This window comes from Flavobacterium sp. N1994, assembly GCF_025947145.1.
Classification (GTDB): Bacteria; Bacteroidota; Bacteroidia; order Flavobacteriales; family Flavobacteriaceae; genus Flavobacterium.
In genome coordinates this window covers 724,695-750,542 of record NZ_CP109999.1, presented here as the reverse complement: position 1 = coordinate 750,542, position 25,848 = coordinate 724,695, and the positions used below count along the sequence as shown (strand labels likewise).

The window sequence follows — 25,848 nt, the reverse complement described above, 5'->3', positions numbered from 1 at the left end:
GATATTAAAGAGTAAATAGTTTATAACTTTGATGTGTTGATTTTACTATACTTTCCGTGCGTTCTGCATGAGTGTCAGAAATAAATAATTGTCCAAATTCTTCTTGATTTACCATTTCAATAATCTTGCTTACACGATATTCATCGAGCTTGTCAAAAATATCATCAAAGAGTAAAATGGGTTTTTCGCCACTTTGCCTTTTGACAAAATCGAATTGGGCTAGTTTTAAGGCAATTAGAAAAGATTTTTGTTGCCCTTGGGAACCAAATTTTTTAATGGGGTGACTATCAATTTCAAAAGATAAATCATCTTTATGTACCCCAACGGAAGTGTACTGCAAAGCTCTGTCTTTTTGTAAATTTTGTTCCAATAAAGTCAATGTGTCTGTTTGAAACAAATCACTTTGATACACTAATTGAACGGTTTCAGCTCCGTTAGTGATATCACTATGATACTTATTAAATATAGGTATAAAATCCGCTAAAAATTGTTTTCGCTTTTCAAAAATAGATTGTCCTAAACTATTTAGTTGTTCATTATAAATAGCCAAAGTATCATTTTCAAATACATGATTCAATGCAAAATACTTAAGTAAAGCATTCCGTTGTATAATGATTTTTTGATATTGAATTAGCTGTTGTAAATAAGAACTATCCAATTGCGAAATAACATTATCAATAAACTTTCTTCGTGTTTCACTACCTTCAATGATTAAATCACTATCGGCTGGTGAAATAATCACTAACGGAATAAAACCAATATGGTCGGAGAATTTTTCGTAGAGTTTCCCATTTCGTTTTAGAATTTTCTTTTGTCCTTTTTTTAAACTGCACAAAATCTGCTCTGCTCTTTCCTTTTTTTCAAATTCACCATCTACCACAAAAAAATCTTCTCCATGTTTGATATTTTGAACGGCCAACGGGTTGAAATAGCTCTTACCATTGGCTAAATGATAAATTGCATCGAGAACATTAGTTTTTCCAATGCCGTTTTTTCCAACGAAACAATTGATTTTAGCATCAAATTCGAAGGTAGCTTCCGAAAAATTTTTATAATTGAATAATGAAATTCGCTTTAAAAACAACTTGATTTTTGGTTTAAATTAGTGCTTAAACTCCTTATTTATATGAGGAAAATGAATTCATTCCACAGTCTCAAAGTAAAGAGGTGCAAATTATTCAAAAATATCGAGAAAAATAGCTTTTAAATATGAATAAAAATTTTATTTTTGCGCACACTAAATTAAAAATAGATGGCAACTTTTAACAAAAGAGGATATAAAGCACCAAAAGAAAAAGCGGAAAAATTAGACAACAACTACATAGAAGATGTAAACGTTGATGAAAAAGATAGCGCAACGGCAAAGGCATTTGACACATTAGATCAATCAGCATCTAGAGCGGAAGATTTTGTTGCCAAAAACCAAAAATATATTTTAGGGTTTCTTACTCTTGTGGCTGTAGCGACTGTTTCTTATTTGATGTATCAAAAATTTATTGCTGAGCCAAAACAAGAAGAAGCTGCTAACGAATTATTTGTAGCACAACAAAACTTCCAAAAAGCAGTTGATGATGCTACTGGAACCAAATCGGATTCTTTATTCAATTTAGTATTAAAAGGGTCTGAAGGAAAATTTGGAGTGACTAAAATCGCTGAAGAATATTCTGGAACAGATGCTGGAAATTTAGCTAATTATTACGCTGGTATTGCTTATTTGAATACTAAAAAATATGCTGAAGCGATTACAAGTTTAGAAAAGTTCTCTTCAGATGATGTTATGTTAAGTACTTTGGCTAAAGGTGCTATTGGTGATGCATATGCACAACAAAACAAGCAAAAAGAAGCTTTAGAGTATTATATTAAAGCCGCTGACGCTAACCAAAATGATTTTACTAGACCAAGATATTTATTGAAAGCTGGAAAAACTGCTTTGGCATTAGGAAATAAAGCAGATGCTTTAAAATATTTCACCGATATCAAAGACAATTTTGATGCTACTCCGGAAGCACAACAAATAGATGCTTTGATTGGATTAGCTCAATAGTATGGCTACGGCAAACAAAAACTTATCCAATTACGATAAAAATACAATCCCAAACGCGAAGGACTTTCGGTTTGGGATTGTTGTTTCAGAATGGAATGATCACATCACAAATGGTCTTTATAATGGGGCAGAAGCTGCTTTATTAGATTGTGGTGCTTTACCAGAAAATATTACTCGTTGGAATGTACCAGGAAGTTTTGAACTTGTCTATGGTGCACAACGAATGATTGTTACTCAAGAAGTTGATGTAGTCATTACGATTGGTTGTGTCATAAAAGGAGAAACGATGCATTTCGAATTTGTTTGTGAAGGGGTAACTCAAGGTATCAAAGATTTGAATGTACAAACAGATGTTCCTGTCATTTTTTGTTTATTAACAGATAATAACGAACAACAATCCATTGATAGAAGCGGAGGTATTCATGGAAACAAAGGAACCGAAGCCGCTATTGCCGCTATAAAAATGGCGGAGTTGAGAAAAAACTCAGGTGAGCCTTTGTCTTAATTTATTTTCAATAGCATTATAAAATATAAACCTGTTCTTTTATGAATAGGTTTTTTATTTTTAGACAATTATTAACAACAAATCCCAATTCTTTTTCCTTAAATTTGCTTACTTCGGTTAATCAAAAATCGAATGTTAATTTCTGAACTCTCAACCCTAAAGAATGTCGAGCATAATTCAATTACTTCCTGATCATGTTGCCAACCAGATTGCTGCTGGTGAAGTAGTTCAAAGACCAGCTTCTGTAGTCAAAGAATTATTAGAAAATGCTGTTGATGCTAAAGCAACGGATATCAAATTAATCATTAAAGATGCTGGTAAGTCCTTGATTCAAGTAATTGACAATGGTGTTGGAATGAGTATTACCGATTCTCGTTTGTGTTTTGAAAGACACGCCACTTCTAAAATTCGTCATGCCGAAGATTTATTTTCATTATATACTAAAGGGTTTCGTGGTGAAGCATTAGCATCTATTGCTGCAATTGCTCATGTAGAAATGAAAACCAAACAAGAGTACGATGAACTGGGAACGCATATCATTATTGAAGGCAGTAAATTTGTTTCACAAGAACCAATTGTTTTACCAAAAGGGACTTCGTTTTCGGTGAAGAATTTGTTTTTTAATATTCCAGCGAGACGAAATTTCTTAAAATCGGAAACGGTGGAACAACGTCATATCGTTGATGAATTTCAGCGAGTGGCTATGGCGCATCCGAACATTCATTTTACGATGTACCATAACGGTAGTGAAATGTTTAATTTGCCAATATCCAATTTCAGACAACGTATTGTCAATATTTTTGCGGCTAAGACCAATGAAAAATTAGTACCCGTAAAAGAAGAAACGGAAATTGTAAATCTTCACGGATTTATCGGTAAACCTGAATTCGCTAAGAAAAATAGGGGAGAGCAATTCTTCTTTGTTAACGATAGGTATATTAAAAGCGGCTATTTACATCATGCCGTAATGGCTGCCTATGAGGGATTATTAAAAGACGGAGCTCAACCAAGTTATTTTCTCTATCTAGACGTTCCTCCTCATACTATTGATATCAATATTCATCCCACAAAAACGGAGATTAAATTTGACGATGAACATGCCTTATATGCTATTTTGCGTTCTGCTATTAAACATAGTTTAGGGCAATTTAATGTATCTCCAGTTTTAGATTTTGATAGAGATCCTAATTTGGATACACCTTATCAATATCAAAATAAAGAAGCTGAGTATCCTACAGTTCAAGTGGATAGTAACTTCAATCCTTTTTCGAATGAAAAGCCAAGTAAGTCTTTTGCTTCCTCTTCCAATTATAGAAAAGCAGAACCACAACCCAATTGGGAAAGTTTGTATGTGGGTTTAAAGAATGCTGGACAAGAAATTTCCGAAATGACTTTTGAAAATGATGCTGTTTCCTCTTCTTTATTTGAAGAAAATGAAATAGAGCAGGAGGTAAAGCGAACTTATCAAATTCACAAAAAATATATCGTTAGCCCAATAAAATCAGGAATGGTAATTATTAATCAAAAACGAGCGCACGAACGTATTTTATATGAAGCTTTTTTGACTAGTATGACCGTTGAGAAATCTTCAAGTCAGCAAATGTTATTCCCATTGCAATTGTATTTTTCATCTGCCGAAATAGAATTAGTAAAAGAATTACAATTCTCACTAGAAAACACTGGGTTTATTTTTGAAGCTATTGAAGATGACCATATTTTGATATCAGGTTTGCCTGTCAATGTGACCGAAAGTGAGATTTCTATCGTTTTGGAAGAGTTATTGAGTGATTTGCAAGATGGCATTCCAGAGAGTAGTTTTTGTCAGAATGACACCATTGCCAAGTCGATGGCGAAAAGTTTAGCTATAAAAACTGGAACTTATTTGACCGAAAAAGAACAAGAAAATTTGGTGCACAATCTCTTTGCTTGTAAAGAACCGAATGTGTCTCCTTTTCAAAAACCAACTTTCATCACGATGAGTGTGGAAGATTTAGATAAAAAATTCAGCGTATGATGCGAATGACCGAAACTGTTAAGCAGTTATTGATTATCAATATTATATTTTTTATAGGCTCTCAGTTCGTAGCAACGGCATATCCGTTGTTTTCTTTATATTATCCATTGAGTCCTCATTTTAGAATTTGGCAACCTTTGACCAGTATGTTTATGCATGCGCCAATGCCTAATTTGATGCATATTGTTTTCAATATGTTTGCCTTGGTTTCTTTTGGGAGTGCCTTAGAGCATTTTTGGGGAGCTAAAAAATTTATTTTCTTTTATATTTCCTGTGGCTTAGGGGCAGCTTTATTGCATACGGCAGTTAACTATTTCCAAATTCAATATGCTTTAGACCAACTGTCAAGTTTGAATTTTTCTAAAAGCGACATTCAAATTCTTTTAAGTGCAGATTATGGAAGTGTCTTTGATGCTAATGGTCAAATGATAGCCAGTAAAGTAAAAACTATATTAGAAAATGCAAAATGTAATCAAGATCAATTTAATATATTGGCTTCAGCAGTTCAGAATTTTCAATCTACTTCTTTGGGAGCTTCAGGTGCCATATACGGATTGCTAACTGCCTTTGCTTTTATGTTTCCTATGGCAGAACTAGGGATTATGTTTATTCCGATTCCGATTAAAGCTAAATATTTTGTACCCGGAATAATAGCGGTTGATTTATTTTTAGGATTTAAAGGAAGTTCTCTTTTTGGAGCTGGTGGAACAGGAATTGCTCACTTTGCTCACATAGGAGGTGCATTAACAGGCTTTTTGATGATGTGGTATTGGAAGAAAAATCAGTTTAATAAAAACCGTTGGAATTAAGCTATGAACAGTATCATTGACGATTTAAAGTTTCAGTATAAAATTGGAGGTATTGCCAATAAGATGATTTATTGGAATGTTGGATTGTTTTTATTGTCTATTATTTTTTTCTACCAATTTAAGCTAGGTCTTTTTGATTTTCCTAATTGGCTTGCTATTTCATCAGAACCGAATATTGTTTTACTAAAACCATGGACATTAGTAACGTATGCTTTTTTGCATTATGGATTCCTGCATTTGTTTTTTAACATGATGGTTTTGAATTTTTCGAGCCGATTATTTCTCACTTTTTTTACGCAAAAGCAATATCTCGGATTGTATATCTTGAGTGCTATTTTCGCTGGATTATGCTTTGTATTTAGTTTTTATTTATTGCATCAAACTTCAAGTATGGTTGGAGCTTCTGCAGCAATAATGGCATTATTAGTGGCAACTACAACTTATCAGCCATTGATGGAAATAAGATTGTTGTTAATTGGAAATGTTAAACTTTGGCATATCACCGCAGTTATTCTTTTATTGGATTTATTGCAAATTCAAATGAATAACACAGGCGGTCACATTGCTCATTTGAGCGGAGCATTTTTTGGTTATATTTACATTAAGTTGTTGCAAAATGGTACTGATTTGAGTAAGATAGTAGATGCTGTTTTGAACATTTTTAATAAAAAGCAAACTACACCATTCAAAAAAGTACACGTAAATGCCAAAAAACCTACTGTTAAAAGGGAAAGTAAAATTGTTGTTAAAGATAAAACACAACAACAATTGGATGAAATTTTAGATAAGATTAGCCAATCGGGTTACGACAGTTTGACCAAAGAAGAAAAAGAATTCTTGTTCAGAGCAGGGAAATAAAGTGTAAATGAAAAAATTATCGTGGTTTAACAAAGTGATATTTGGGTTCAATATAGTGGTTACTGTATTGACTTTCGTGGCTTATGTTTTACCCTTTTTGGCACCCAAAATGTTTCCTCTTCTTTCGGTACTTACATTAATTCTACCATTATTTCTCATTCTAAACACACTATTTTTTATTTATTGGCTTTTGCAATTAAAACGTCAAGTGATTCTATCGGGTTTGGTTCTTTTGCTCGGGATTACCTTCATTAATAAATTTTACAAGTTTTCTTCCAATGACATTGAGAGTGAGGAAAAAGACTTTACCGTAATGAGTTACAACGTCAGGTTATTTAATTTGTTTGATTGGATTCCAGATAGAAAGGTTGGAGATACTATATTGGGCTTTATTAATGAGCAAAATCCGGATATATTGTGCATTCAGGAATATTCAGAAAATGCTAAAGTAGATTTGAGAATTTACAAATACAAAGCCATCTTTATGGAAGGCGAGAAAATCAAAACAGGCCAAGCTATTTTTTCTAAATTTCCTATATTCAATCAAGGGGACTTCAAAATTCCAACAGCTGGAAATAATATAATTTATGCTGATATCAAAAAGGGAAAAGATACGCTAAGAGTTTATAATATTCATTTGCAATCCATCAAAATATCACCTGATGTTAATGAAATTTCTGAACATGTTGATTCCATCAATCAAAGCAAATCGGAACAACTTTTTACTAGAATTCGCGATGCCTTCAGGAAACAAGAACATCAAGCTGAGATATTGACTAAGCATAAAAACGAATGTCGTTATCCTGTTATTATTTGTGGAGACATGAATAATAGTCCGTTTTCTTATGTGTATCGCAATATTAAATCGGATTTGAATGATTGTTTTGAAGAAGCAGGAAATGGCTTTGGGCAAACCTATAAATTCAAATATTACCCAGCAAGAATCGATTATATTTTTGCTTCTAAAAAGATGACGGTTAAAAGTTTTACTACTTATACAAAATTCGAAAACTCAGATCACTTTCCGATAATGACAAGACTTTCTTTTATTGAATAAGTAAAGGCTGTTTCTTTAGATAATCCAAAGCATATCGTCCTTCATTGAATACTAAATCTAAAATGGAAAGGTTATTTAAATAACCATGTTTGTCACCAAAAACCTGGGTGTAAACCTCAAATTCTGAAGTGTCTTTTTTTCCGTTGATTAAATTCCGATAATCCATTTTGTCTTCCACTTGATGGAAATATTCAACCGTTTCATCATAGTCAAATTCCAACTTCAAGCATTTAGAAACAATAGACATAGTTTCTAAATTTAAGTCCATTAAAAAAGTATGCTTCTTTTGGAAAATAGGTAAAATATCATCTTCAAAATATTCAAAGAAAGGGGAAGTTCTATAAGCAGCTTCTAGTGATTTGAAATGTTGCTTTTGCCAATCAAAATCATTTTCAATTTTGACTTCCTTAATCCTTTGATGCTTGTCTTTGCTATGTTTTATGGGGACATTGAGTAACTGAATGCCATTCGGACTATAAATGTACATTCGGTTACGATTGGTTTGTTTTTGGAAATTATCTTCCATTTCAAAAGTTACTAAATCCGCTTTAGCAATAGCCACAAAATGACTGATAGAAGGAAAGTAAGAAGGATGAATAAGAATATTGCTCATTTAGGCTTTGTTGGCTTTTCTTTTTTTCCAAAAATAATCTCCCACAAAATACAATCCTAATAATATCAAGAAATATTTAAAATAGGACTGTGGCTGACCTTCACCATTAACCGTCGTAAACATTCTATCCCAACGAATTTTGTTGATTCCTTTGCCATTGGTGTCCCAGCTAAACCAAATAAAAACAGGTTTTCCAACAATATGGCTTTCCGGAACATAACCCCAATAACGTGCATCTAAAGAATTATTTCGATTGTCTCCCATCATCCAGTAATAATTTTGCTTGAAGGTATAAGAAGTAGCTTTTTTTCCGTTGATTAAGATATCATTTCCATCGACTTTTACTGTATTGCCTTCATATTCGGTTATGATAACTTTATAGAAAGGAAGTGATTTTAAATCAAGCTTAACCGTTGCGCCTTCTTTCGGAAGGTATATAGGTCCTAAGTTATCGCTATTCCAATTGTTTGTCAAAGATGGTTTTCCATCTGGAGTATCAGGAAAAATGCCATCTTCGGCTCCTGTTTTGTTGTTTCTTATAATGGACTCAATATTTGGATTACTTTTCAACAATGAAGCTTTTTCTTCGGTTAGATTGGCTTGAAAATAATTGTCAGGAATGCTTAAGCTCAATTTATTGTAAATTTCTTGAGTAATTCTGCCGTTTATATAAGCATCAGTCGAATCTTTTGAAACTTCAAAAAGCATCATTTTTTGAGTACGCAGATAGTCCCTCAAAACGTTATTCTCCCAAAGTTTACGTGTAATTTTAAATAAAGGATAATGTTCAGTTATTTCATACTGGGAGGTTATTGACTCTTCACTTGCACCCTTAAGTTTGATGTTGTAACAATATTGAGGTTTAGCTCTATCTGGGAATGGTAATATTTTTCCATTGATGTAAACATCTCCATTCTTAATTTGTAGACTATCTCCTGCTATACCAACACATCGTTTTACTAAGTTTGTTTTTTTGTCGATTGGTTTGTTGTATCTTCTGTCTGTTGGAACGTCCATCATAAAAACGGTATCCCTTGGTGAATTAAATACGACTATTTCAGTATTTTTTATTTTCTCAAATCCAGGAAATCTGAAAAAAGGAAACTGTAATTTATTTTTCCAGGATTCAGGATTTTTATCATCATACAAATAGGATTTGGTATTGATTAGCGGTAAAGTATCATGAACCATCGGTGCCGCTATTGCTGTCATTGGTGTCCTTGCACCGTAATGGAATTTGCTCACAAAAAGAAAGTCGCCAACTAATAATGATTTTTCTAATGAAGAAGAGGGAATGGTATAAGGTTGCATTACATAAGTATGTACTATTGTGGCCACTACAATAGCAAAAAGAAGAGAGCTTATAGTGTCACCAGTTTTTGTTTTGGCTACTAAACTTCTTTCAGCAATGTGCTTAACATCTTGTGTGTAATTAATGTAATAGATGTAAAATCCAAATGTAAATATTCCCAACCAAGTATCAACGGTGGAGTTTTTGCCAAAGCTTCTCAAAGTCTCTACCCAAATTACAGGGAATAATATAAGATTGACAATTGGAATAAATAAAAGGAATGTCCACCAAGTTGGTCGATTGATGATTTTCATCAATACTATGGAATTGTATACCGGAATAAAGGCTTCCCAAGATTTTCTTCCTGCTTTTTCGTATAATTTCCAGGTTCCTAAACCATGAATAAGTTGAATAATCAGGAAAAATAAAAACCACTGATATGATGACATGATGGCGAGTTTAAAAGTTAATCAGTGTATTAGTTTTGGTATTGCCTAATTTGTTACAATCAAAACTTAAATAGCGAAAAAACAATTAGCTGTTTTTTTCTTTTCTCTTCTTCCAAAAATAATCGCCAACAAAATATAAGGCTAATAAAAAAAGGAAATATTTGAAAAAAGATTGTGGTTGCCCATCACCGCTAACTGAAGTGAATAGTCTATCCCAACGAATTTTATGAATCCCTTTTCCATTGGTATCCCAACTCATCCAAATGAATACAGGTTTACCTACAATATGGTTTTCTGGAACATATCCCCAATAACGACTATCTTCAGAATTGTGACGATTATCCCCCATCATCCAATAGTAATTTTGTTTGAAGGTATAAGAAGTTACTTTTTTATCATTTACATAAATATCATTACCCACTACTTTTAAATCATTGTTTTCATAAACCGAAATAATTCTTTTGTAAAAAGGAAGTGTTTCAAGATTAAGAGCAACTGTTTTACCCGCTTCTGGAATATAGATTGGACCAAAATTGTCCCCATTCCAGTTAGGGTTGTGCGTAAAGATGTTTGCTTCTCCTTTTCCTAAAGGAGATGTAATATTTACAACAGAGTCTATAGAAGCTGTATTTTTAAGTTGTTCAGCAATTTGTTTTGTTAATGTTGCGGTTAATTGGTAATCGTATACCTCTCTGATATTTATATATAAATCTTGAATTATTTTTTGAGGTATTCCATTAGCACCAGTTTTAATTTTATAATTTCCATCAGAAATTTTCTCAGCGCCCCTGGTATAAGGATTTACTGCATTGATTTGATCTTCATTATTAAATTGTACTTCAAATGTTCTTTCAAATTCTGTACAACCTAAATTTCTAATTAAATCGGCATTAACACCCTCTTTAGAATAGATTTTATAAGTTGACTGTGGTTTAGCTCTTTCCGGTAAAATCAATTCTTTTCCGTTGATGTAAACCGTACCGTTTTTTATTTGCAATGAATCACCGGGAGTACCTTGGCAACGTTTTACATAATTTGATTTTTTGTCTACAGGTTTTAAGATGCTTCTACCCGATGTGTCAAAGAATTTATATACAGTATCGGCAGGCCAGTTAAAAACAACAATGTCATTCTTCTTTACTTTTTCAAAACCAGGGAATCTGAAGTAAGGCAATTGTGGCCAACTTAAATACGATTTCGTTTTTACTAAAGGCAAAGTATCATGAACCATCGGTGCTGCTACAGTTGTCATTGGAGTTCTAGCTCCGTAATGAAATTTACTAACAAATAAGAAGTCACCAATCAATAATGATTTTTCTAATGAAGAGGTTGGAATGGTGTAGGGTTGCATTACATAAGTATGTACTAATGTTGCCACTACAATAGCAAATAGCAATGAACTAACGGTGTCACCAGTTTTTGTTGTGGCTACTAAACTTCTATCAGCAATGTATTTTACGTCTTGGGTGTAGTTGATGTAATAAATGTAAAGTCCACAAGTAATAACACCTAAAAGAGTATCAGTCGATGAATTTTTCCCAAAACTTCTCAATGTTTCTACCCAAACTACTGGAAACATAATCAAGTTGATAATCGGAATGAATAACAACAATGTCCACCAAGTTGGTCGATTGATAATTTTCATTAAAACGATGGAATTGTAAATTGGAATAAAGGCTTCCCAAGATTTTCTCCCTGCTTTTTCGTATAGTTTCCAAGTCCCTAAACCATGTATGATTTGGACAGCTAGGAAAAATATAAACCATTGGTATATTGACATGATACTAAGTTTAAAAGTTTATGTGTAAATAAGTTTAAATTTTGATTATTTATGTAAATCTAAAACGTCTTTCATTGAGAAAACGCCTTTTTTTCCAATAATCCATTCGGAAGCAATGACAGCACCAAGGGCAAATCCTTCCCGATTATGAGCTACGTGTTTGATTTCGATATAGTCAACTTCTGAGTTGTAAAAAACGCTATGGGTTCCAGGAACATCATCTATTCTTTTGACATCAATAAATAAGTCGTCTTCTTTTGGGTTTTCGATAGACCAATTGTTTTTATCGGAATGATTGATGATAGCATTTGCCAATGAAATAGCTGTTCCACTAGGTTTGTCTAGTTTTTGAGTGTGATGAATTTCTTCCATCGATACCTTGTAATCCTTGAATTTTGCCATCATCTTGGCTAAATAATCGTTGAGTTCAAAGAATAAATTTACACCCAAACTAAAATTAGAACCATAGAGAAAGGCAGCATTCTTATCATTACACAACTTTACCATTTGATGATAATTTTCAAGCCAACCCGTTGTGCCCGAAACAATAGGAATACCAGCATTGATAGCCGTAGAAATATTTTCAACAGCTACACTTGGTGCACTAAAGTCAATTGCAACATCAGCAGTTGATAGTCCTTCAAAAGTATTGCTGTTGTCTTTTTTTAATACAATTTCATGTCCTCTTTCCAAAGCGATTCTTTCAATCACTTTCCCCATCTTACCATATCCTAATAAAGCTATTTTCATTTAGAATTTGTAATTAAATGTTAGACCTAAATTGGGTTTATAATCGAATTGATTTAGATACACATCAGGTTTTAAGGACAATTTATCACTTACGTTGAATTGTGTTAGATGCGCGTCAACATTGGCATCAACAATATTTAAAACATAAAAACCAATACAGACTAACAAGGATAAATCTCTATTCCGTTGGTAAAAACGTTGGGCAGCGATTAATCTTGAATCGTCAAGATATCGATATTCGTCATCCGTAAATCCAGCTAATCGTCGGTTGTAGGCATCGCGATAGCTATGGTATTTATTATTGTTGGTAATATAAAAGTAGAGACTAGATGCGATGGCACCGTAAACAAGAGGTATTTTCCAGTATTTTTTATTATAGGCCTGTCCTAAACCTGGTAATATAGCCGAATAGAATGCTGCTTTAGCTGGTCTAAGTGGGTCAATCTCATTTACTTTTACAGAGTCTTTTGCTTTGATGGCATCACCAATTTGTTGCGCCAAGACCTTTTGATTTCCAAAAAGAAAAAGGATAATAACTATGTATAAAAGTTTATTCACTATCCTTTTATTAATTTGATAATACGGTTAAAATCTTCTTCCGAATGAAAAGGAATAGTAATTTTTCCTTTACCATTACCTGCGACTTTCACGTCTATTTTGGTTCCGAAGAAATTTACGAATGCCTTTTTTTGTTCTTCAGGGATACTAAATGTAGTTGTTTTTTTCGCTTTAGCCGTTACAGGTTTGATACTATCTTGATAATTCTTAACCAAAGCTTCTGTTTCCCGAACGGAAAGATTTTGGCTTACAATTTTTTGATAAATATCGGTTTGTACGTCTTGATTTTCTATGTTAATGATGGCGCGACCGTGTCCCATACTGATGAATCCGTCACGAATTCCAGTTTGAATGATAGGGTCTAATTTTAACAAACGCAGATAATTGGCAATCGTTGAACGTTTTTTTCCCACTCGTTCACTCATTTGTTCTTGAGTCAATTGAATTTCGTCAATTAATCTTTGATAAGAAAGTGCAATTTCAATTGGATCTAAGTCGTGACGTTGAATATTTTCTACTAAAGCCATTATCAATGACTCATTGTCATTGGCAATACGGATGTAAGCAGGAATGGTTGTTAAACCGACTAATTTTGAGGCACGTAAACGTCTTTCTCCCGAAATTAATTGGTAGTTATTGAAATCTAATTTACGAACAGTAATCGGCTGAATAAGTCCTAATTCTTTGATGGAGGAAGCTAATTCCTGTAACGCATCTTCATTAAAATTACTTCTAGGCTGGAACGGATTTATAGTAATAGCATCAATATCTAATTCGATGATATTCCCAACAACTTTATCGGCGTTTTTATCATTAACCGATTTAATATCGTTATCTGGATCTTTCAGTAAAGCTGATAATCCTCTTCCTAATGCTTGTTTTTTTATAGCTTTTGCCATAGCTTAATTGCTGTTTTTCTTGATAATTTCTTGTGCTAAACTTAAATAGTTGGTTGCACCTCTACTCGTAGCATCAAAGTTAATAATACTTTCACCAAAACTTGGAGCTTCACTCAATTTTACATTTCGTTGGATGATAGTTTTGAAAACCATATCGTTGAAATGTTTCTGAACTTCTTCTACGACTTGATTCGATAAACGCAAACGAGAATCAAACATGGTTAAAAGAAGCCCTTCAATATCTAAATTGGCATTATGTATTTTTTGAACACTTTTGATAGTGTTTAATAATTTTCCTAAACCTTCCAAGGCAAAATATTCACATTGAATTGGAATCACAACACTATCCGCAGCAGTTAATGCGTTTAAGGTTAGTAATCCTAATGAAGGGGCACAGTCAATTAGAATATAATCATATTCATCTTTCACACTTTCCAAAGCTTGTTTCAGCATGTACTCGCGGTTTTCTTTGTCAACTAATTCTATTTCAATGGCCACCAAGTCGATATGTGCTGGAATTACCCAAACATTTGGAGCACTACATGGAATTATAGCTTCTTGAGGGGTATTACTATGTTCCAGAATTTGGTAGGTTCCAATAGCAATATTTTCTATATCGATGCCTAAACCCGAACTAGCATTGGCTTGTGGATCGGCATCAATTAAAAGCACTTTTTTTTCTAAAACTCCCAGTGATGCTGCAAGGTTTACAGAAGTTGTTGTTTTTCCAACACCACCTTTTTGATTGGCAATAGCAATGATTTTACCCATTTAATTTTTAAAAATTTTGAGCCGTAAAAATACAATTATTTATGGCTTTGCCAACGGAATTTTGTTAACATTCTTGTAAAGTTTTGAGCAAGAAGCAAGAAGCAAGAGAAAAGAAAAAAGACAGAAGATTTAGCTGTTTTTTTACTACTAAAATTAGTTACTAATTACTATTTATTCCCTTTATTTTTAATCATCATTTCCAACATGTCCCACATTTCCTGTGGAATTTTTTCTAAGATGTTGAATTGTCCAGCGCCTTGTAACCATTCACCACCATCAATCACAATGACTTCACCATTGATGTAGGCTGAGAAATCAGACACTAAATAAGCTGCTAAATTGGCTAATTCCTGATGGTCCCCCACACGTTTCAAAGGTACTTTCTTGGCCATATCAAACTTTTCGGCTAAATCACCAGGTAGTAATCGGTCCCATGCGCCTTTTGTTGGGAAGGGTCCTGGAGCAATAGCATTCATACGGATACCGTATTTGGCCCATTCTACTGCTAAACTTCGGGTCATTGCTAAAACTCCGGCTTTGGCAGTAGCACTTGGTACTACATAGCCTGAGCCTGTCCAAGCATAAGTGGTTACTATATTCAAGACATTGCAGTTGGTTTGTTTTTCAGCAATCCAATGTTTTCCAAAGGCTAGAGTGCAGTTTTTGGAACCTTTTAAAACAATATCAATTATGGTATCAAAAGCATTGGCAGATAATCGTTCGGTAGGAGAGATGAAGTTTCCTGCAGCATTATTGAGCAATACATCTACTTTGCCAAAGGTTTTCAATACTTCAGCCAACATGGCTTCGACTTGATCGTAATGGCGTACATCACATTGAATAGGAAGACATTTGCCGTTAGTTTCTTTTTCTAATTCGGCCGCTGTGGTTTTTAATTTTTCTAAATCTCTAGAAGTGATGGCGACTTTGGCCCCTAGTTCTAAGAAGTATTTGGTCATAGCTTTACCTAAACCGCTACCGCCACCAGTTACTACTATTACTTTATCAGATAAAGCATTATCGCGAAGCATTTTTGCTGAAAAATTCATAAGTTTTACTTTTTTAACTACGTTTAGTTCGACCGTTCGGTCTCGAGTGTAAATATATAAAACTATCTATTCCTAAAAAAACAAACTGGACTGGAGAATTAATCTCCAATCCAGTTCATAGCAATTAACTTTAAACGTTTTATTTCTTGATGAACTTTTTGATGACGCTACCTGTATTTGATTCTGCTTGTAAAAAATACATTCCGGAGCTTAATGAACTCACATCCATAGTATAGATATAAGCACTTGAATCGCTGACAGTGTTTTGTTTTATAATACTTCCTTGTGCATTGATGATTTTATATGAAATGGAATCACTTTGTAAATTCCCAGGGATAATATTGATTTCATTATCGACCAATGTTGGATAGAAAGAAAATTTATTCGGAAGATTATTTTGCTCTAATCCTAGTGCTGCAAAATTGGTTACCACATTATCAATAACTAAACGAGTCCCAAAGGTTGGTGTTGACCCTTCTTTTGCCATACTAAAGGCTATAATCATAAAAGCTGGAGTGGCTGTTGAAGTGTAATTAATAGTTTGATAAATATAGGTATATTCATTATGAGTTCCTGATATATCTATTGTGGCTTGTCCAATTTCGTTACTATTTTCATCAAAAACTTGCATTCTGGCTTGAGCAATATCATCCCCAGCAGGCATAAACTTATAGTAAAAACCAAACATGGATACATCTTCATTCACTGCAATAGGAACACCTGGATTCCAACCAGGTCCACTTTGTGATGAGTCACTGAAAATGTTTGCTACTCCTGGTATAACTTTATTTTGAGTAACATTAAGGGCATTTGAAATTTCCATAGCGTAGTTCCCGCTTTGAGGTTCTGTAGAAACATAAACCATCGATGGGATGCACCAAGTATATTGAATTTCATCTCCAGTAGTTTGCCCAGTTTGTGTGTCAATAGTAGTTTGTTGCAAAAAAGTCATTCCCCAATTAGAAGGGATAAAATTACAAGTGATAGTTTCAAAGTCACCATTTACTACTTGAGCATTGGAGCAAAAAGGAGTAAGGGCTAAACAAAGGCAAAGGATAAAATAGTTTTTGTTCATAGCAGTTGATTTTTTGATTAATAGAATGAATTTTTATTCTTAGCAATTACTCACGAGTGTTTATTTTTTTATTGTGTTCGTGAATCTTCGATTTCAAAACAAAGATATTTTTTATTTTATATGTTAGGTGAAATAGGGGGTTGACAAAAGGTAAACAACCTTGTAAATAGTTGATTATTATATAGAAAGAATGAAATCGGTTAGGTTTTCTTCAGTGGAGAGTTGCAGTTTTTTTCTCAAACGATGACGCGCTGTTTTTACACTATCGGGAGAAATATTTAAAATGGCAGCCATTTCTTTGATTGATAAATTCAATTTGATGAGTGCGCATATTTTTAAATCATTGGAACTGATATCCGGGTATTTTTGTTTTAGCCGAGTGTAGAAGTTTTTATTAACGCTTTCAAAATAGTTGTCAAAATCTTTCCAGTTGTTGTCTTGCATGGTGTATTTATTCACCAATTTTTTGATTTCAGCTTCTGAGGTGGCTTCTTTCTTATTCAGTATAGTTTTGATTTCATCTAAAAGCTCGTTCTTTTCGAGCATTTGTATCGTAATAGCGCTTAGCTGACTTTCCTTGTATTCAATATCGTTTTGGAATTGTTGTTCTTTGAATTGTTTTTGTTCTTCCATAACACGAACCAATTCTTCTTGGGTTTTGAGTAGTTGTTTGTCTCGTTTGTTGATGCGTTTTAAGGAGATAAAGAGAACCAGGAATACCACTATTAATAATCCTAATAAGGATAGCAAAAGATAGTTCGTTAGTTTGGAGACTTCTTGTTCTGCCGATATTAATTTTAGCTTTCTATTCTTTTCGGATACTTCAAATTGGACTTCCAAACTTTTCACTATTTGCTCTCTTTCAAAAGAGTAAAAACTGTCTTTGATAGCAATGACTTCGGCTTGTAGTTGGCTGACTTCTTTGAAATTTTCTTGTTGGTTTTTTAATTCAATTAAAGCCTCTATACATTTGATTTCAAAAAGCTTATCGGATAATGTTGTGGCAATAATTCTAGCTTTGTCATAATAGTTTTCGGCTAAAAGTAAATTATTTTCAAAGGCGATATGCCATTTCCCTAGAGCCAATAAAGCATTGACTTGTGCTTGTTTGTTTTGTGTGGATTGAGCAAGCTCAAAGGCCTTTTTGAAATAGAGTAAGCTATTTTCTTGGTCATTATGTTGTTGGGCAATTTCTCCTACTTTGCAATAGGAAGTGGGCAAGTAGGCAACATTATTCCCATTTTCAAACTCGGTTAAACCTAATTTATAGTAGGCTTCTGATTCTTCTTTTTGATTTTTTAATTCATATAATGAACCAAGGCTATTGTAAGCTAATCCTAAAGTTCCTGAAGTGTCATTTTTGCCTTTTAGTTCTTTTACTACTTCTTCACTTAACTGTAAAGCCTCATCGTACTTCTTTTGCCGACTATAGATGGTGCTGATAAGTTGTAAACATTTGTAGCGGCCAATGGTGGCTTTCTCTGGGTTGGTCTTTTCTAAGTTTTTGTATTCGCTAAGCGATTGGGTTACGTATTGCAAACCTTTTTCTAAACTAGAACCATAAGAGCAGATGCCTAAATAAAGTAAAGACTCGGCATTGTCAGCGGTGTTTTTTTCTTGCTTTGCTTTTTCGTGTGCTTGCCAGAAATATTGGAAAGCTTCATTCTCATTGTCTTTAACGAGAGCTGCCCACCCTTTTTGCATCAACGGATTGTCTGATGTCAATGCAAAACCACTTGTTGCTAGTAGTAAAATAAAAGAAAGGAAAAGTGTCCTGATGCAATTCATAATTCAAAATTAGAATTTTTTATTGGCAATCCTAAGATTAGAAGTGTACAAAAGGTAAACAGTTCGTATTTATAACTTCATCAACCGTTCTGCTGCTTGGGATAGGGTAGTATCATCCTTGGCAAAACAAAATCGTATGCATTTAGCATCTTTACCATTGGCATAAAAGGTAGATATAGGAATAGTAGCCACTCCAAACTCGGTTACTAATCGTTTGGTAAAGTCTAAATCCTTTTCCTGACTGATGTTGGCGTAGGAGGCGACTTGAAAGTAAGTCCCTTCGCAAGGCAGGAGTTCAAGTTTTGTATCTTTTAAAAGGGTTCTGAAGAAGTCTCTTTTTTGTTGGTAGAAATTCCCTAAGCTATTGACCTCTACACTATCTAAATATTCAGAAATGGCTACTTGTGAGATGCTATTTACGCTGAACACTAGGAACTGATGTACTTTCTTGATTTCTTTCATCAAGTGTTCTGGAGCGATGACGTAGCCTATTTTCCAACCTGTGATGTGAAAGGATTTCCCAAAGGAAGAAATGCTGATGCTTTTATTCCAAAGTTTGGGACGGTGGTGAATGGATACGTGAGGTTGTTCAAAGGTGATGTATTCGTATACTTCATCTGAAAGGATTACTAGGTTAGGGAAGGCAACCGTTAGTTTTTCTAACTGAATAAAATCATCTTCGGTCCAAGTTTTTCCTGTGGGGTTGTGGGGATTGTTGATGATGATAAGTTTGGTTTTTTCATTGGTTGCTTTTTTGATGCTTTCCCAATTAGGTGTAAAATCATCATTGAGTGAAACTCTAATAGGTTTAGCATTAATTAATAATATAGGCGCTTCATAACAATCATAGCTTGGGTCTAGGATAATTACTTCTTCATTGGCATTGACTAGCGCTTGAATGGTGGCAAATATTCCTTCAGTAGCACCAGCAGTGATAAGGATTTCCTCTTTTGGACTAACCGTTCTTTGATAGGATTGTTGGGTCAGGTTGACAATCTTATCTAATAGTGGAGGATAGCCGCTCATTGGAGTGTATTGGTGTACGTTTTGTGTCGCTAACTTAGCTACTATATCGGTTAGTCTTTTATCTACTGGGAAGTTGGGGAAACCTTGTGATAGATTGATAGCGTTATACTCATTTGCCATTTGAGACATGATGGTAAAAATACTGGTACCTATGTGGGGGAGTTTGGACATCTGTTTTTTTATTTCAAAAAATTAAAAGTACAAAAAAAGCACTTCCAATTGAAAGTACTTTTTAAAGAATACATTTTAATGGTATTACTTTTTATCTTCTTTTTTCTCTTCTGGTTTGGCGATTTCTATTTTTGGTCTGTCAGAGGCGGCCATATCTCTGATGCAAACGTATTTACCATCTCTTTTTTCAAAGAGAGCCATATAATTACCAGTGTATATTGCTGTTGAAGTAGAGTCAGATACTCTGTAGCTTCCTACTTCTATTACTTGATTTCCGTCGTTGGAGGGGAATATTTCATTGGCTACAAATGCTATTTGATTGCCTTTTTGAAAATTAGCTAAGTCTTCTTTGATAGATTGATCAATGGCTGACTTTCCTACTAATGGGGGTTTATTTTGTGAAAAGCTGGTGGCATCATCGGCATAGTATTCTTCGCCTACGAGTTCACGATTGTTATACATTTCGGCCATTTTGTTTTCTATGGCTTGTATATCGTTTTTGATTTGTACTTTGTCAATAGTTACTTCTTGTGTTTTTGGCTTACAGCCGATTACGAAAGCTAAAATTGAAATAAAAACGATGCTGTTTAAAATCTTGTTTTTCATATAATGGGTGGTTTTTAATGGTTTCACTTTATTGTAATTCAAGACTTAGGGTTTATAAATGTAATAATAATTTGTTGAATATCAGTTAATGTATGGTATAAATTTATTGTTGACTCTTTGTTTAAAGCATAAAAAAAGCACTTCATTTAGAAGTGCTTTTTCCTTGTGTTGTCTTGCCTGTTATTTCTTTTCTTCATTTGGCATATCGGAAGCGCCCATGTCACGGATGCAGGTATACTTACCGTCTTTTTTTACAAAAAGACTCATGTAGTTACCAGAACTTTTTTTAGCCCCAGTTGAATCCACCACAGTGTAACTTCCTAGTTCTACTACTTGATTGCCATCACTGGATGGAAATACTTCATTAGCAGTGTAAGATACTTTGTTGCCTTTAGGAGTCTTTTTAGAACGGTCTGCTAGCTGGGCATCAATGGCCGCTTTTCCTACTAGAGGTGCCATGTTTTGGTCATAACTGGTGGCGTCCTCTGCATAATAAACAATAGTTTCGGGTTTACCGGCGTTCATGGCATCAGCAAAACCAGTTTCTAGCGCTTGTAATTCGGTTTTGATTTGGTCTTTGTCTACTGCAGGCGCTGCAGTGGTTTCTTCTTTTTTGGGTTGACAGGCCATTACTAAAGTAATAAAAGCCACTAGAGCCATCCCGTTGATGATCTTGTTTTTCATAAATTATTGGTTTTGGTTATTAATAATTTAGGTTACTCCACAAGATTAAGGGTATATAAATGTACTTATAAAATATTGATAATGAGCTTTTTTCTGAATAAAAGTGAGGCCAAGATATATTTTCTGTTTCCTGATTTTAATTAGTCTACCTTGCCACGACTTGTCTATTCAAGTGTGGAGTGTATGGAAGCGGATTTTGAGGACTTGATTGCAGGGTATTTAGCAGATAAGATTGGGATATCGGATCATTTTTTGAGTGCGGGTTTGTGTGAGCACTTGGCTTCTAACTTATTATTGTTGCATGAGGACAATGAACTCAAAGCAGCAGGAGTAGGGAATGATAGTTTGCTACAGCATAGTCAGTTCATTCGGAAAGACAAGATTTATTGGTTGGATAAGCATCACAATGACCCTTATGAGAATGAATTCTTTACCAAGATGGATGCTTTTGTAGCTTATTTGAATAGCACTTGCTATACAAACATTAAAAGTTATGAGTTTCATTACTCTTTATATGAAGCGGGCGACTTTTATGTAAAGCACTTAGACCAGTTTAAAGACAACTCTAGCCGACAATTCTCGATGATTAGTTATTTGAATCCGAATTGGGAGACCCAAGATGGGGGAGAGTTGCTGGTTTATCAAACGAATGCCAACCAAACTATTACACCCACTCAGGGTAAAACGGTTTTTTTTAAAAGCAGTGTTTTGGAGCATGAAGTATTAGTGACTCAGGGGCGGAGGATGAGTGTTACGGGCTGGTTGAAAATTTAATTACGAATTAGAAATTACGAATTACGAATTGGGTGTTGCTTTTTGAGGGATTCAGTCGTCTTTTCGGGCAGTGCAGTTGTCTTTTCGGGCAGTGCAGTAGTCTTTTCGGGCTTTGCAGTCATCTTTTCGGAGGATGCAGTTGACTTTTCGGGCGTTGCAGTTGTCTTTTCGGAGGATGCAGCTGTCTTTTCGGACAGTGCAGTTGTCTTTTCGGGCGTTGCAGTCTTCTTTTCGGGAGTTGCAGTCTTCTTTTCTGGCATTGCAGTTGTCTTTTCGGGCATTGCAGTCTTTTTTTCGGGATTTGTAGTTATTCTGTTGACTATAGGACATAAAAAAACCGAAGAACTTTTCTTTTCTTCGGTTTTATCGGGTTGTTTTACTTTTAAGGAATTGTTTTAAAATGAAGTGCTATTGCTGCTTTATAATAAGGATCTCCGCCTTCTACTGATTTAATGTACTCTTTTATTGGAAGTACTATACCTAATAGATTTACTGGATTGAAGTAGAGTAAATCGTTTCGTTGCTTGCGGGCGGTGATTAGTGCGTAGCCTTTTTTTTCTGCTTCGTTATTGAAGTTTTTGAGTTGGGCATATAAATCTCCTAAATGGGTTAAAGTTAAATCGGGCTCATTTGGAGTATAATTTCTGTAGGCTGAGAGTAAGCTTACTAACGATTGAAAGTTTGTGGCTCTGCTCGTGTAGCTTAATTGCGCAGTTGAAATTGTTTTACTTTCTTCTTTATCGAGCTTTTCGGCTTTTGGAACCGGTGCGTCGCCTCTGATTTTTTTAACTATGCTTAAGACGTTGTCGTTTTCAGCTTTTGTTTGACGTAGCGAGTTGAAGCTATTTTTTATTCGAGTGCTCAATTTGTTTAGAGGTTTGAAGGCATTTTCACGATTCGCTACTGCGATTTTGAAAGGAGGTGTTTGATCGGCTAGGTTTTGGATGCTAGTCGTGAGTTGGTCTCTAAGGACTACCAGATTAGTAAGTTGAATGTCGGGATTTGAGGGGTTGTACAACGGTCCCATTTCTTCTAACAATTCAATTAGCGCTGTGAAGTTGGTTACATTTTTAGCATGTCCTACTTCGGATGTTGATCTTTTTTTCATGATTTCTATCATTTAAGAGTTACTAATGACAAAGAATTAACAGAAATCGTGCCAAAACGTAAGATTTTTAGTTAAGGAATTGTGAAAGTTTGCTTAAGATTTTCTTAAGATGAGGGTTTTGGGGGGTTGAGGGGGGTGTTTAGTTATACCACACGAAGGGATTCGTGCGGGAGCGGGGGATAAAGTTATTTTATTATTTCTTTTATGTATGTTGAATTTAACCAATAACATTTTTTCTTTTCATTTGTACCTGAAATAGTTTCCATTAAGTCTAAACTATTTCTACCTTTAGGTCTAATATGGCACATTTTATTATCTGAAATTTTAATGAAATGATTAAAATCATTATTGATTATTTTCTCTTTTGTATCCTCCCAGAATATTCTAGCCTTTTCTAAATCTTTATTAGGCATAGTCCAGAACATTACTTTTTTAAACACTAATTCGCCCTTTTCATTTTTCTCAAATATAACAAAGAAAAATCTTTTCGTTAATGAATTAAACCAATATGAATCTTCCCATTCTTCATTAATAATTTCTTTATACTGGATTTGAGAGAAAGACATACTTTCCTTCAATGAACCACTATTTTCTAATTTTATAGTCTTCATTTGAATGTCTGCTTTTTCAAACTCTTCGATTTTATTTTTTGTAACACCAAGTATGGCTTTTGAAAGCAGATTTATTTTGTTTTTGGCTTCTGTAACTTTAAAGTTTAGTTTTTGTACAATTTGATTTTCAGTTAATCCAATATATGGGTTAAATTTTTTAATAACTAGTTCTTCAAATGTTTCTCCGGGTTTATATTCATCCAAAGATTTAACAATAGGTTCTAAATCTTTTAAGTTTATTTTTCTGTATTCAGCCCTAGGTTCTTCGGATATATTATTTTCGTTAAGAATCTTATCGTATTCATCATAGTCGATTACGATTTCTTCTTTTTTTAAACTTTTTTCAATTATGAAATTTAAATATTTTGATTTCAAAGAAAAAGCTCTTTTCATTGCTTTCTCTTTTGAATAAGGTTGACTTACAACAGATTCTTTATTTGCACCCTTTGTACATGCTCCTAGGTAAACAGTATCTCCTTCTGATAATTCGTGAGCTTTTCCAGCTTTAATTTTATTTACAATTAATTCCCAATCATCTTTAATTATTTTTAAATCAGTTGAAGGAAATTGCCAAATTCTAATTATTTTAAAGATATAGTCAAAATCTAATTTACCATATTCATGTAGATAGAACATTAATAGTATTAATTGATTTTTTTTCCAAAAACTACTTGTTTTAAAAGCCTCATTACAAATATTATTATAATCTATGCTATTAAAGACTAATCTTTCTTTAGAAACAAATCCTCTTTTAACCTCTTTTAAAGGAGTAGTCTTTAATTCCATCCCAACTTTAACAAAATCAGGTTCTGATTTTGAGTTTGGTTCGTACTTAAAATATAGTTTTTCTATTTTTTGACCAAAACTTCCTTTGCCTTTGAATGATGTTTCTAAATCATTTTCAATTACATCAGATAATGATTTATTTAATAATAGCAATGCGTAATTCAGAATAGAATTTATGTTAGAATCATCATATGGTAGTGAGTCATTACTCATTTATGTTTTTATATAATTCATCGCCAATTTTTTCTATGACCCCAACAACTAAAGCATTTCCCATGAAAAAGGCTCTTTTTGTATCTGTAATTCCATTTAATTTGGTGTGATTATCTGGGAACATATTTAGTCTTTCTAGCTCTACTGGTGTTAGCCTTCTTAATCCTCTATCTGATTTGACAACATGCTTAAATCTTGAAGGTGAATTTCCTCCTTCTCCTGTAATAATAGTTCTTGAAGCATTGTCTAATGCATCAGGAAAAATCATTGCTCCTTCACTGTAATTGTATTCAAAATCATCAGCAGTTCTTCTCACTTCTTTTTTAGATCCTTTTAAATATTCCCATTTCATCAAATCATTTTCATTTATGAAAAAATCATCAGTCACCTCACCGTTTTGCAATACATCTTTTAAAACAGTTCTACTGCCATCATAATTTGGATAAGTTTTTATAGTATGAATTTGCCCATCTATCAATAAACCAGTATTCAAGAAAGGGGATAATTTACCATCTTTATTAAAATTATCTGACACTTCAACTAAATCGCCATTTAATTCAAAAGAATTTATATTACTATTTTCAATTGAAACAGGGAAGCCTTTTGCAATTGTCCCTTCGTTTGTAAGCCAATCTATTTTTATAGATTGTTTCATTTTTTGATAAAGTTTGGTTGATTTATGATAGCCTAAGAAGAAAACTCTTCTTCTTCTTTGAGGCATTCCATATTCTGCAGCATTTATTACTCTCCATTCAACAGCATAACCTAAATCGTCTAAACTTTTTAACATTACAGCAAAATCTCTTCCTCTTTGATTTGAAGGAGATTTTAAAAGTCGATCTACATTCTCAAGAAATAGATATTTTGGTTTGTTTTTTTTATCATTTAATATCTTTTGAATCGACCACCAAAGCACACCTTTTTTCCCAATCAAACCTTTTGAGTTGTGAAGAGTAGTAGCTACAGAATAGTCTTGACAAGGAAAGCCTCCAACAAGTATATCATGATCGGGAATTTCAGATATTGGTACTTGAGCAATATCTTGGTTTGAATGATTTTCAGAACCAAAACGTGCTTCATAAACCATAGAAGCATGTTGAATTTTTGTAGATGGTTCCCATTGGTTACTCCAAACTACTTCATAAAGATTATTTTTTTCTAAACCTAGTCGAAATCCTCCAACACCAGCAAATAGCTCCGCTACTTTCAATTTTTTAGATTTCATTTCTTAAAACTTTTATCACTGAAGAATGTTGCAAAATCAGTTTCTAATCCGGTTATTACTTTCTCGATTATTTCAATCGAAGCATTTCTTTTTCCTTTTTCTATATCAGAGATATAGTTCCTGTCTACATTGGAGATATTAGCTAATTGCTCAATAGAGAAGCCTTTTTCTTCTCGTAGTGCTTTCACTTTTTGTCCAAATTTTTCTTTAATATTCATGTGTTTAAATTTATATTGATGCCTACGATTGACCCGCCTACAATAGTAAGCATGGTTGGGTATTTGTCAACAAAGTTTTCAGAGGGTAAGAATAAAAAAAATAGAAGGATAGTGGG

At 33.7% G+C, this 25,848-nt stretch carries 26 protein-coding genes; 8 read left to right on the top strand and 18 right to left on the bottom strand.

Translation table 11 applies throughout. From position 1 onward, the window contains the following. Positions 1-4: 4 nt before the first annotated feature. Positions 5-1,084: a DNA replication/repair protein RecF gene (gene recF / locus OLM53_RS03510; protein ID WP_264521677.1), complete on the bottom strand. Its 1,080-nt coding sequence runs from the start codon at positions 1,082-1,084 to the stop codon at positions 5-7. A 168-nt stretch (positions 1,085-1,252) separates the two neighbouring features. Between recF and OLM53_RS03505 the strand changes: the two genes are divergently transcribed. From OLM53_RS03505 to OLM53_RS03480, 6 genes are all read left to right on the top strand, one after another. Continuing rightward, positions 1,253-2,044, top strand: a complete 792-nt coding sequence (locus tag OLM53_RS03505; RefSeq protein WP_264521676.1) for a tetratricopeptide repeat protein — start codon at positions 1,253-1,255, stop codon at positions 2,042-2,044. A gap of 1 nt (position 2,045) precedes the next feature. Then, a complete protein-coding gene (ribH, locus tag OLM53_RS03500) occupies positions 2,046-2,549 on the top strand; it encodes a 6,7-dimethyl-8-ribityllumazine synthase (protein ID WP_264521675.1) in 504 nt (167 codons plus the stop codon). Between the two features lie 163 nt (positions 2,550-2,712). After that, a complete protein-coding gene (gene mutL, locus OLM53_RS03495) occupies positions 2,713-4,563 on the top strand; it encodes a DNA mismatch repair endonuclease MutL (RefSeq protein WP_264521674.1) in 1,851 nt (616 codons plus the stop codon). Then, positions 4,560-5,372: a rhomboid family intramembrane serine protease gene (locus OLM53_RS03490; RefSeq protein ID WP_264521673.1), complete on the top strand. Its 813-nt coding sequence runs from the start codon at positions 4,560-4,562 to the stop codon at positions 5,370-5,372. Before mutL ends, OLM53_RS03490 begins: the two co-directional genes overlap by 4 nt. Positions 5,373-5,375: 3 nt before the next feature. Next, positions 5,376-6,230: a rhomboid family intramembrane serine protease gene (locus tag OLM53_RS03485; RefSeq protein WP_264521672.1), complete on the top strand. Its 855-nt coding sequence runs from the start codon at positions 5,376-5,378 to the stop codon at positions 6,228-6,230. 7 nt (positions 6,231-6,237) lie between these two features. Next, positions 6,238-7,287 carry an endonuclease/exonuclease/phosphatase family protein gene (locus OLM53_RS03480; RefSeq protein WP_264521671.1) on the top strand — a complete coding sequence of 350 codons (1,050 nt, stop codon included), beginning with the start codon at positions 6,238-6,240 and terminating at the stop codon, positions 7,285-7,287. On the opposite strand, the gene OLM53_RS03475 is transcribed toward OLM53_RS03480, so the two are convergent. From OLM53_RS03475 to OLM53_RS03415, 13 genes are all read right to left on the bottom strand, one after another. Beyond that, the gene (locus tag OLM53_RS03475) at positions 7,277-7,900 is read right to left on the bottom strand and encodes a WbqC family protein (protein ID WP_264521670.1); all 624 of its coding nucleotides are present in this window, start codon (positions 7,898-7,900) and stop codon (positions 7,277-7,279) included. The two genes, OLM53_RS03480 and OLM53_RS03475, sit on opposite strands and share 11 nt — an antisense overlap. Then, on the bottom strand, positions 7,901-9,640 hold the full coding sequence (gene lepB / locus OLM53_RS03470) for a signal peptidase I (protein WP_264521669.1): 1,740 nt from the start codon (positions 9,638-9,640) through the stop codon (positions 7,901-7,903). Between the two features lie 85 nt (positions 9,641-9,725). Then, entirely contained in the window at positions 9,726-11,420 is a 1,695-nt protein-coding gene (gene lepB, locus OLM53_RS03465) for a signal peptidase I (protein ID WP_264521668.1), read from the bottom strand. Between the two features lie 45 nt (positions 11,421-11,465). Next, a complete protein-coding gene (dapB, locus tag OLM53_RS03460; RefSeq protein ID WP_264521667.1) occupies positions 11,466-12,170 on the bottom strand; it encodes a 4-hydroxy-tetrahydrodipicolinate reductase in 705 nt (234 codons plus the stop codon). Beyond that, positions 12,171-12,728, bottom strand: a complete 558-nt coding sequence (locus OLM53_RS03455) for a DUF5683 domain-containing protein (RefSeq protein WP_264521666.1) — start codon at positions 12,726-12,728, stop codon at positions 12,171-12,173. Next, positions 12,728-13,627: a ParB/RepB/Spo0J family partition protein gene (locus tag OLM53_RS03450; protein ID WP_264521665.1), complete on the bottom strand. Its 900-nt coding sequence runs from the start codon at positions 13,625-13,627 to the stop codon at positions 12,728-12,730. The genes OLM53_RS03455 and OLM53_RS03450 overlap by 1 nt, the downstream gene beginning before the upstream one ends. 3 nt (positions 13,628-13,630) lie before the next feature. After that, positions 13,631-14,398 (bottom strand): ParA family protein, encoded by a 768-nt coding sequence (locus OLM53_RS03445; protein WP_264521664.1) that lies wholly within the window; start codon positions 14,396-14,398, stop codon positions 13,631-13,633. A 167-nt stretch (positions 14,399-14,565) separates the two neighbouring features. Next, positions 14,566-15,447 (bottom strand): SDR family oxidoreductase, encoded by an 882-nt coding sequence (locus tag OLM53_RS03440; RefSeq protein ID WP_264521663.1) that lies wholly within the window; start codon positions 15,445-15,447, stop codon positions 14,566-14,568. A 139-nt stretch (positions 15,448-15,586) separates the two neighbouring features. Continuing rightward, entirely contained in the window at positions 15,587-16,522 is a 936-nt protein-coding gene (locus OLM53_RS03435; RefSeq protein WP_264521662.1) for a T9SS type A sorting domain-containing protein, read from the bottom strand. A gap of 177 nt (positions 16,523-16,699) precedes the next feature. Beyond that, positions 16,700-18,310, bottom strand: a complete 1,611-nt coding sequence (locus OLM53_RS03430; protein ID WP_264521661.1) for a hypothetical protein — start codon at positions 18,308-18,310, stop codon at positions 16,700-16,702. A gap of 69 nt (positions 18,311-18,379) precedes the next feature. After that, positions 18,380-19,507 (bottom strand): methionine aminotransferase, encoded by a 1,128-nt coding sequence (locus tag OLM53_RS03425; protein WP_264521660.1) that lies wholly within the window; start codon positions 19,505-19,507, stop codon positions 18,380-18,382. An 84-nt stretch (positions 19,508-19,591) separates the two neighbouring features. Next, the gene (locus OLM53_RS03420; RefSeq protein ID WP_264521659.1) at positions 19,592-20,113 is read right to left on the bottom strand and encodes a YybH family protein; all 522 of its coding nucleotides are present in this window, start codon (positions 20,111-20,113) and stop codon (positions 19,592-19,594) included. Between the two features lie 180 nt (positions 20,114-20,293). Beyond that, positions 20,294-20,797, bottom strand: a complete 504-nt coding sequence (locus OLM53_RS03415; protein WP_264521658.1) for a YybH family protein — start codon at positions 20,795-20,797, stop codon at positions 20,294-20,296. Between the two features lie 183 nt (positions 20,798-20,980). Between OLM53_RS03415 and OLM53_RS03410 the strand changes: the two genes are divergently transcribed. Together OLM53_RS03410 and OLM53_RS03405 are read left to right on the top strand one after the other, a co-directional pair. Further along, positions 20,981-21,571 carry a 2OG-Fe(II) oxygenase gene (locus OLM53_RS03410; RefSeq protein WP_264521657.1) on the top strand — a complete coding sequence of 197 codons (591 nt, stop codon included), beginning with the start codon at positions 20,981-20,983 and terminating at the stop codon, positions 21,569-21,571. Positions 21,572-21,613: 42 nt separating this feature from the next. Further along, complete coding sequence (locus tag OLM53_RS03405) at positions 21,614-21,970, top strand: hypothetical protein (protein ID WP_264521656.1); 357 nt, start codon at positions 21,614-21,616, stop codon at positions 21,968-21,970. Here OLM53_RS03405 and OLM53_RS03400 read toward each other — a convergent pair. The 4 genes from OLM53_RS03400 to OLM53_RS03385 all read right to left on the bottom strand — a co-directional run bounded on the left by OLM53_RS03400 (position 21,954) and on the right by OLM53_RS03385 (position 25,732). Continuing rightward, positions 21,954-22,679, bottom strand: a complete 726-nt coding sequence (locus tag OLM53_RS03400; protein ID WP_264521655.1) for a hypothetical protein — start codon at positions 22,677-22,679, stop codon at positions 21,954-21,956. The two genes, OLM53_RS03405 and OLM53_RS03400, sit on opposite strands and share 17 nt — an antisense overlap. Positions 22,680-22,864: 185 nt before the next feature. Beyond that, on the bottom strand, positions 22,865-24,289 hold the full coding sequence (locus tag OLM53_RS03395) for a MutH/Sau3AI family endonuclease (RefSeq protein WP_264521654.1): 1,425 nt from the start codon (positions 24,287-24,289) through the stop codon (positions 22,865-22,867). Further along, entirely contained in the window at positions 24,282-25,514 is a 1,233-nt protein-coding gene (gene dcm / locus OLM53_RS03390) for a DNA (cytosine-5-)-methyltransferase (protein WP_264521653.1), read from the bottom strand. Before dcm ends, OLM53_RS03395 begins: the two co-directional genes overlap by 8 nt. Then, positions 25,511-25,732: a helix-turn-helix domain-containing protein gene (locus tag OLM53_RS03385; RefSeq protein ID WP_264521652.1), complete on the bottom strand. Its 222-nt coding sequence runs from the start codon at positions 25,730-25,732 to the stop codon at positions 25,511-25,513. The genes dcm and OLM53_RS03385 overlap by 4 nt, the downstream gene beginning before the upstream one ends. Positions 25,733-25,848: the final 116 nt, after the last annotated feature.

Excerpts from the sequence above, each read along its gene's own strand:
- OLM53_RS03505 (WP_264521676.1), top strand. The coding sequence starts at position 1,253 with ATGGCAACTTTTAACAAAAGAGGATATAAAGCACCAAAAGAAAAAGCG.
- ribH (WP_264521675.1), top strand. The coding sequence starts at position 2,046 with ATGGCTACGGCAAACAAAAACTTATCCAATTACGATAAAAATACAATC.
- mutL (WP_264521674.1), top strand. The coding sequence starts at position 2,713 with ATGTCGAGCATAATTCAATTACTTCCTGATCATGTTGCCAACCAGATT.
- OLM53_RS03490 (WP_264521673.1), top strand. The coding sequence starts at position 4,560 with ATGATGCGAATGACCGAAACTGTTAAGCAGTTATTGATTATCAATATT.
- OLM53_RS03485 (WP_264521672.1), top strand. The coding sequence starts at position 5,376 with ATGAACAGTATCATTGACGATTTAAAGTTTCAGTATAAAATTGGAGGT.
- OLM53_RS03480 (WP_264521671.1), top strand. The coding sequence starts at position 6,238 with ATGAAAAAATTATCGTGGTTTAACAAAGTGATATTTGGGTTCAATATA.
- OLM53_RS03475 (WP_264521670.1), bottom strand. The coding sequence starts at position 7,900 with ATGAGCAATATTCTTATTCATCCTTCTTACTTTCCTTCTATCAGTCAT.
- lepB (WP_264521669.1), bottom strand. The coding sequence starts at position 9,640 with ATGTCATCATATCAGTGGTTTTTATTTTTCCTGATTATTCAACTTATT.
- lepB (WP_264521668.1), bottom strand. The coding sequence starts at position 11,420 with ATGTCAATATACCAATGGTTTATATTTTTCCTAGCTGTCCAAATCATA.
- dapB (WP_264521667.1), bottom strand. The coding sequence starts at position 12,170 with ATGAAAATAGCTTTATTAGGATATGGTAAGATGGGGAAAGTGATTGAA.
- OLM53_RS03450 (WP_264521665.1), bottom strand. The coding sequence starts at position 13,627 with ATGGCAAAAGCTATAAAAAAACAAGCATTAGGAAGAGGATTATCAGCT.
- OLM53_RS03445 (WP_264521664.1), bottom strand. The coding sequence starts at position 14,398 with ATGGGTAAAATCATTGCTATTGCCAATCAAAAAGGTGGTGTTGGAAAA.
- OLM53_RS03440 (WP_264521663.1), bottom strand. The coding sequence starts at position 15,447 with ATGAATTTTTCAGCAAAAATGCTTCGCGATAATGCTTTATCTGATAAA.
- OLM53_RS03435 (WP_264521662.1), bottom strand. The coding sequence starts at position 16,522 with ATGAACAAAAACTATTTTATCCTTTGCCTTTGTTTAGCCCTTACTCCT.
- OLM53_RS03430 (WP_264521661.1), bottom strand. The coding sequence starts at position 18,310 with ATGAATTGCATCAGGACACTTTTCCTTTCTTTTATTTTACTACTAGCA.
- OLM53_RS03425 (WP_264521660.1), bottom strand. The coding sequence starts at position 19,507 with ATGTCCAAACTCCCCCACATAGGTACCAGTATTTTTACCATCATGTCT.
- OLM53_RS03420 (WP_264521659.1), bottom strand. The coding sequence starts at position 20,113 with ATGAAAAACAAGATTTTAAACAGCATCGTTTTTATTTCAATTTTAGCT.
- OLM53_RS03415 (WP_264521658.1), bottom strand. The coding sequence starts at position 20,797 with ATGAAAAACAAGATCATCAACGGGATGGCTCTAGTGGCTTTTATTACT.
- OLM53_RS03410 (WP_264521657.1), top strand. The coding sequence starts at position 20,981 with ATGGAAGCGGATTTTGAGGACTTGATTGCAGGGTATTTAGCAGATAAG.
- OLM53_RS03400 (WP_264521655.1), bottom strand. The coding sequence starts at position 22,679 with ATGAAAAAAAGATCAACATCCGAAGTAGGACATGCTAAAAATGTAACC.
- OLM53_RS03395 (WP_264521654.1), bottom strand. The coding sequence starts at position 24,289 with ATGAGTAATGACTCACTACCATATGATGATTCTAACATAAATTCTATT.
- dcm (WP_264521653.1), bottom strand. The coding sequence starts at position 25,514 with ATGAAATCTAAAAAATTGAAAGTAGCGGAGCTATTTGCTGGTGTTGGA.
- OLM53_RS03385 (WP_264521652.1), bottom strand. The coding sequence starts at position 25,732 with ATGAATATTAAAGAAAAATTTGGACAAAAAGTGAAAGCACTACGAGAA.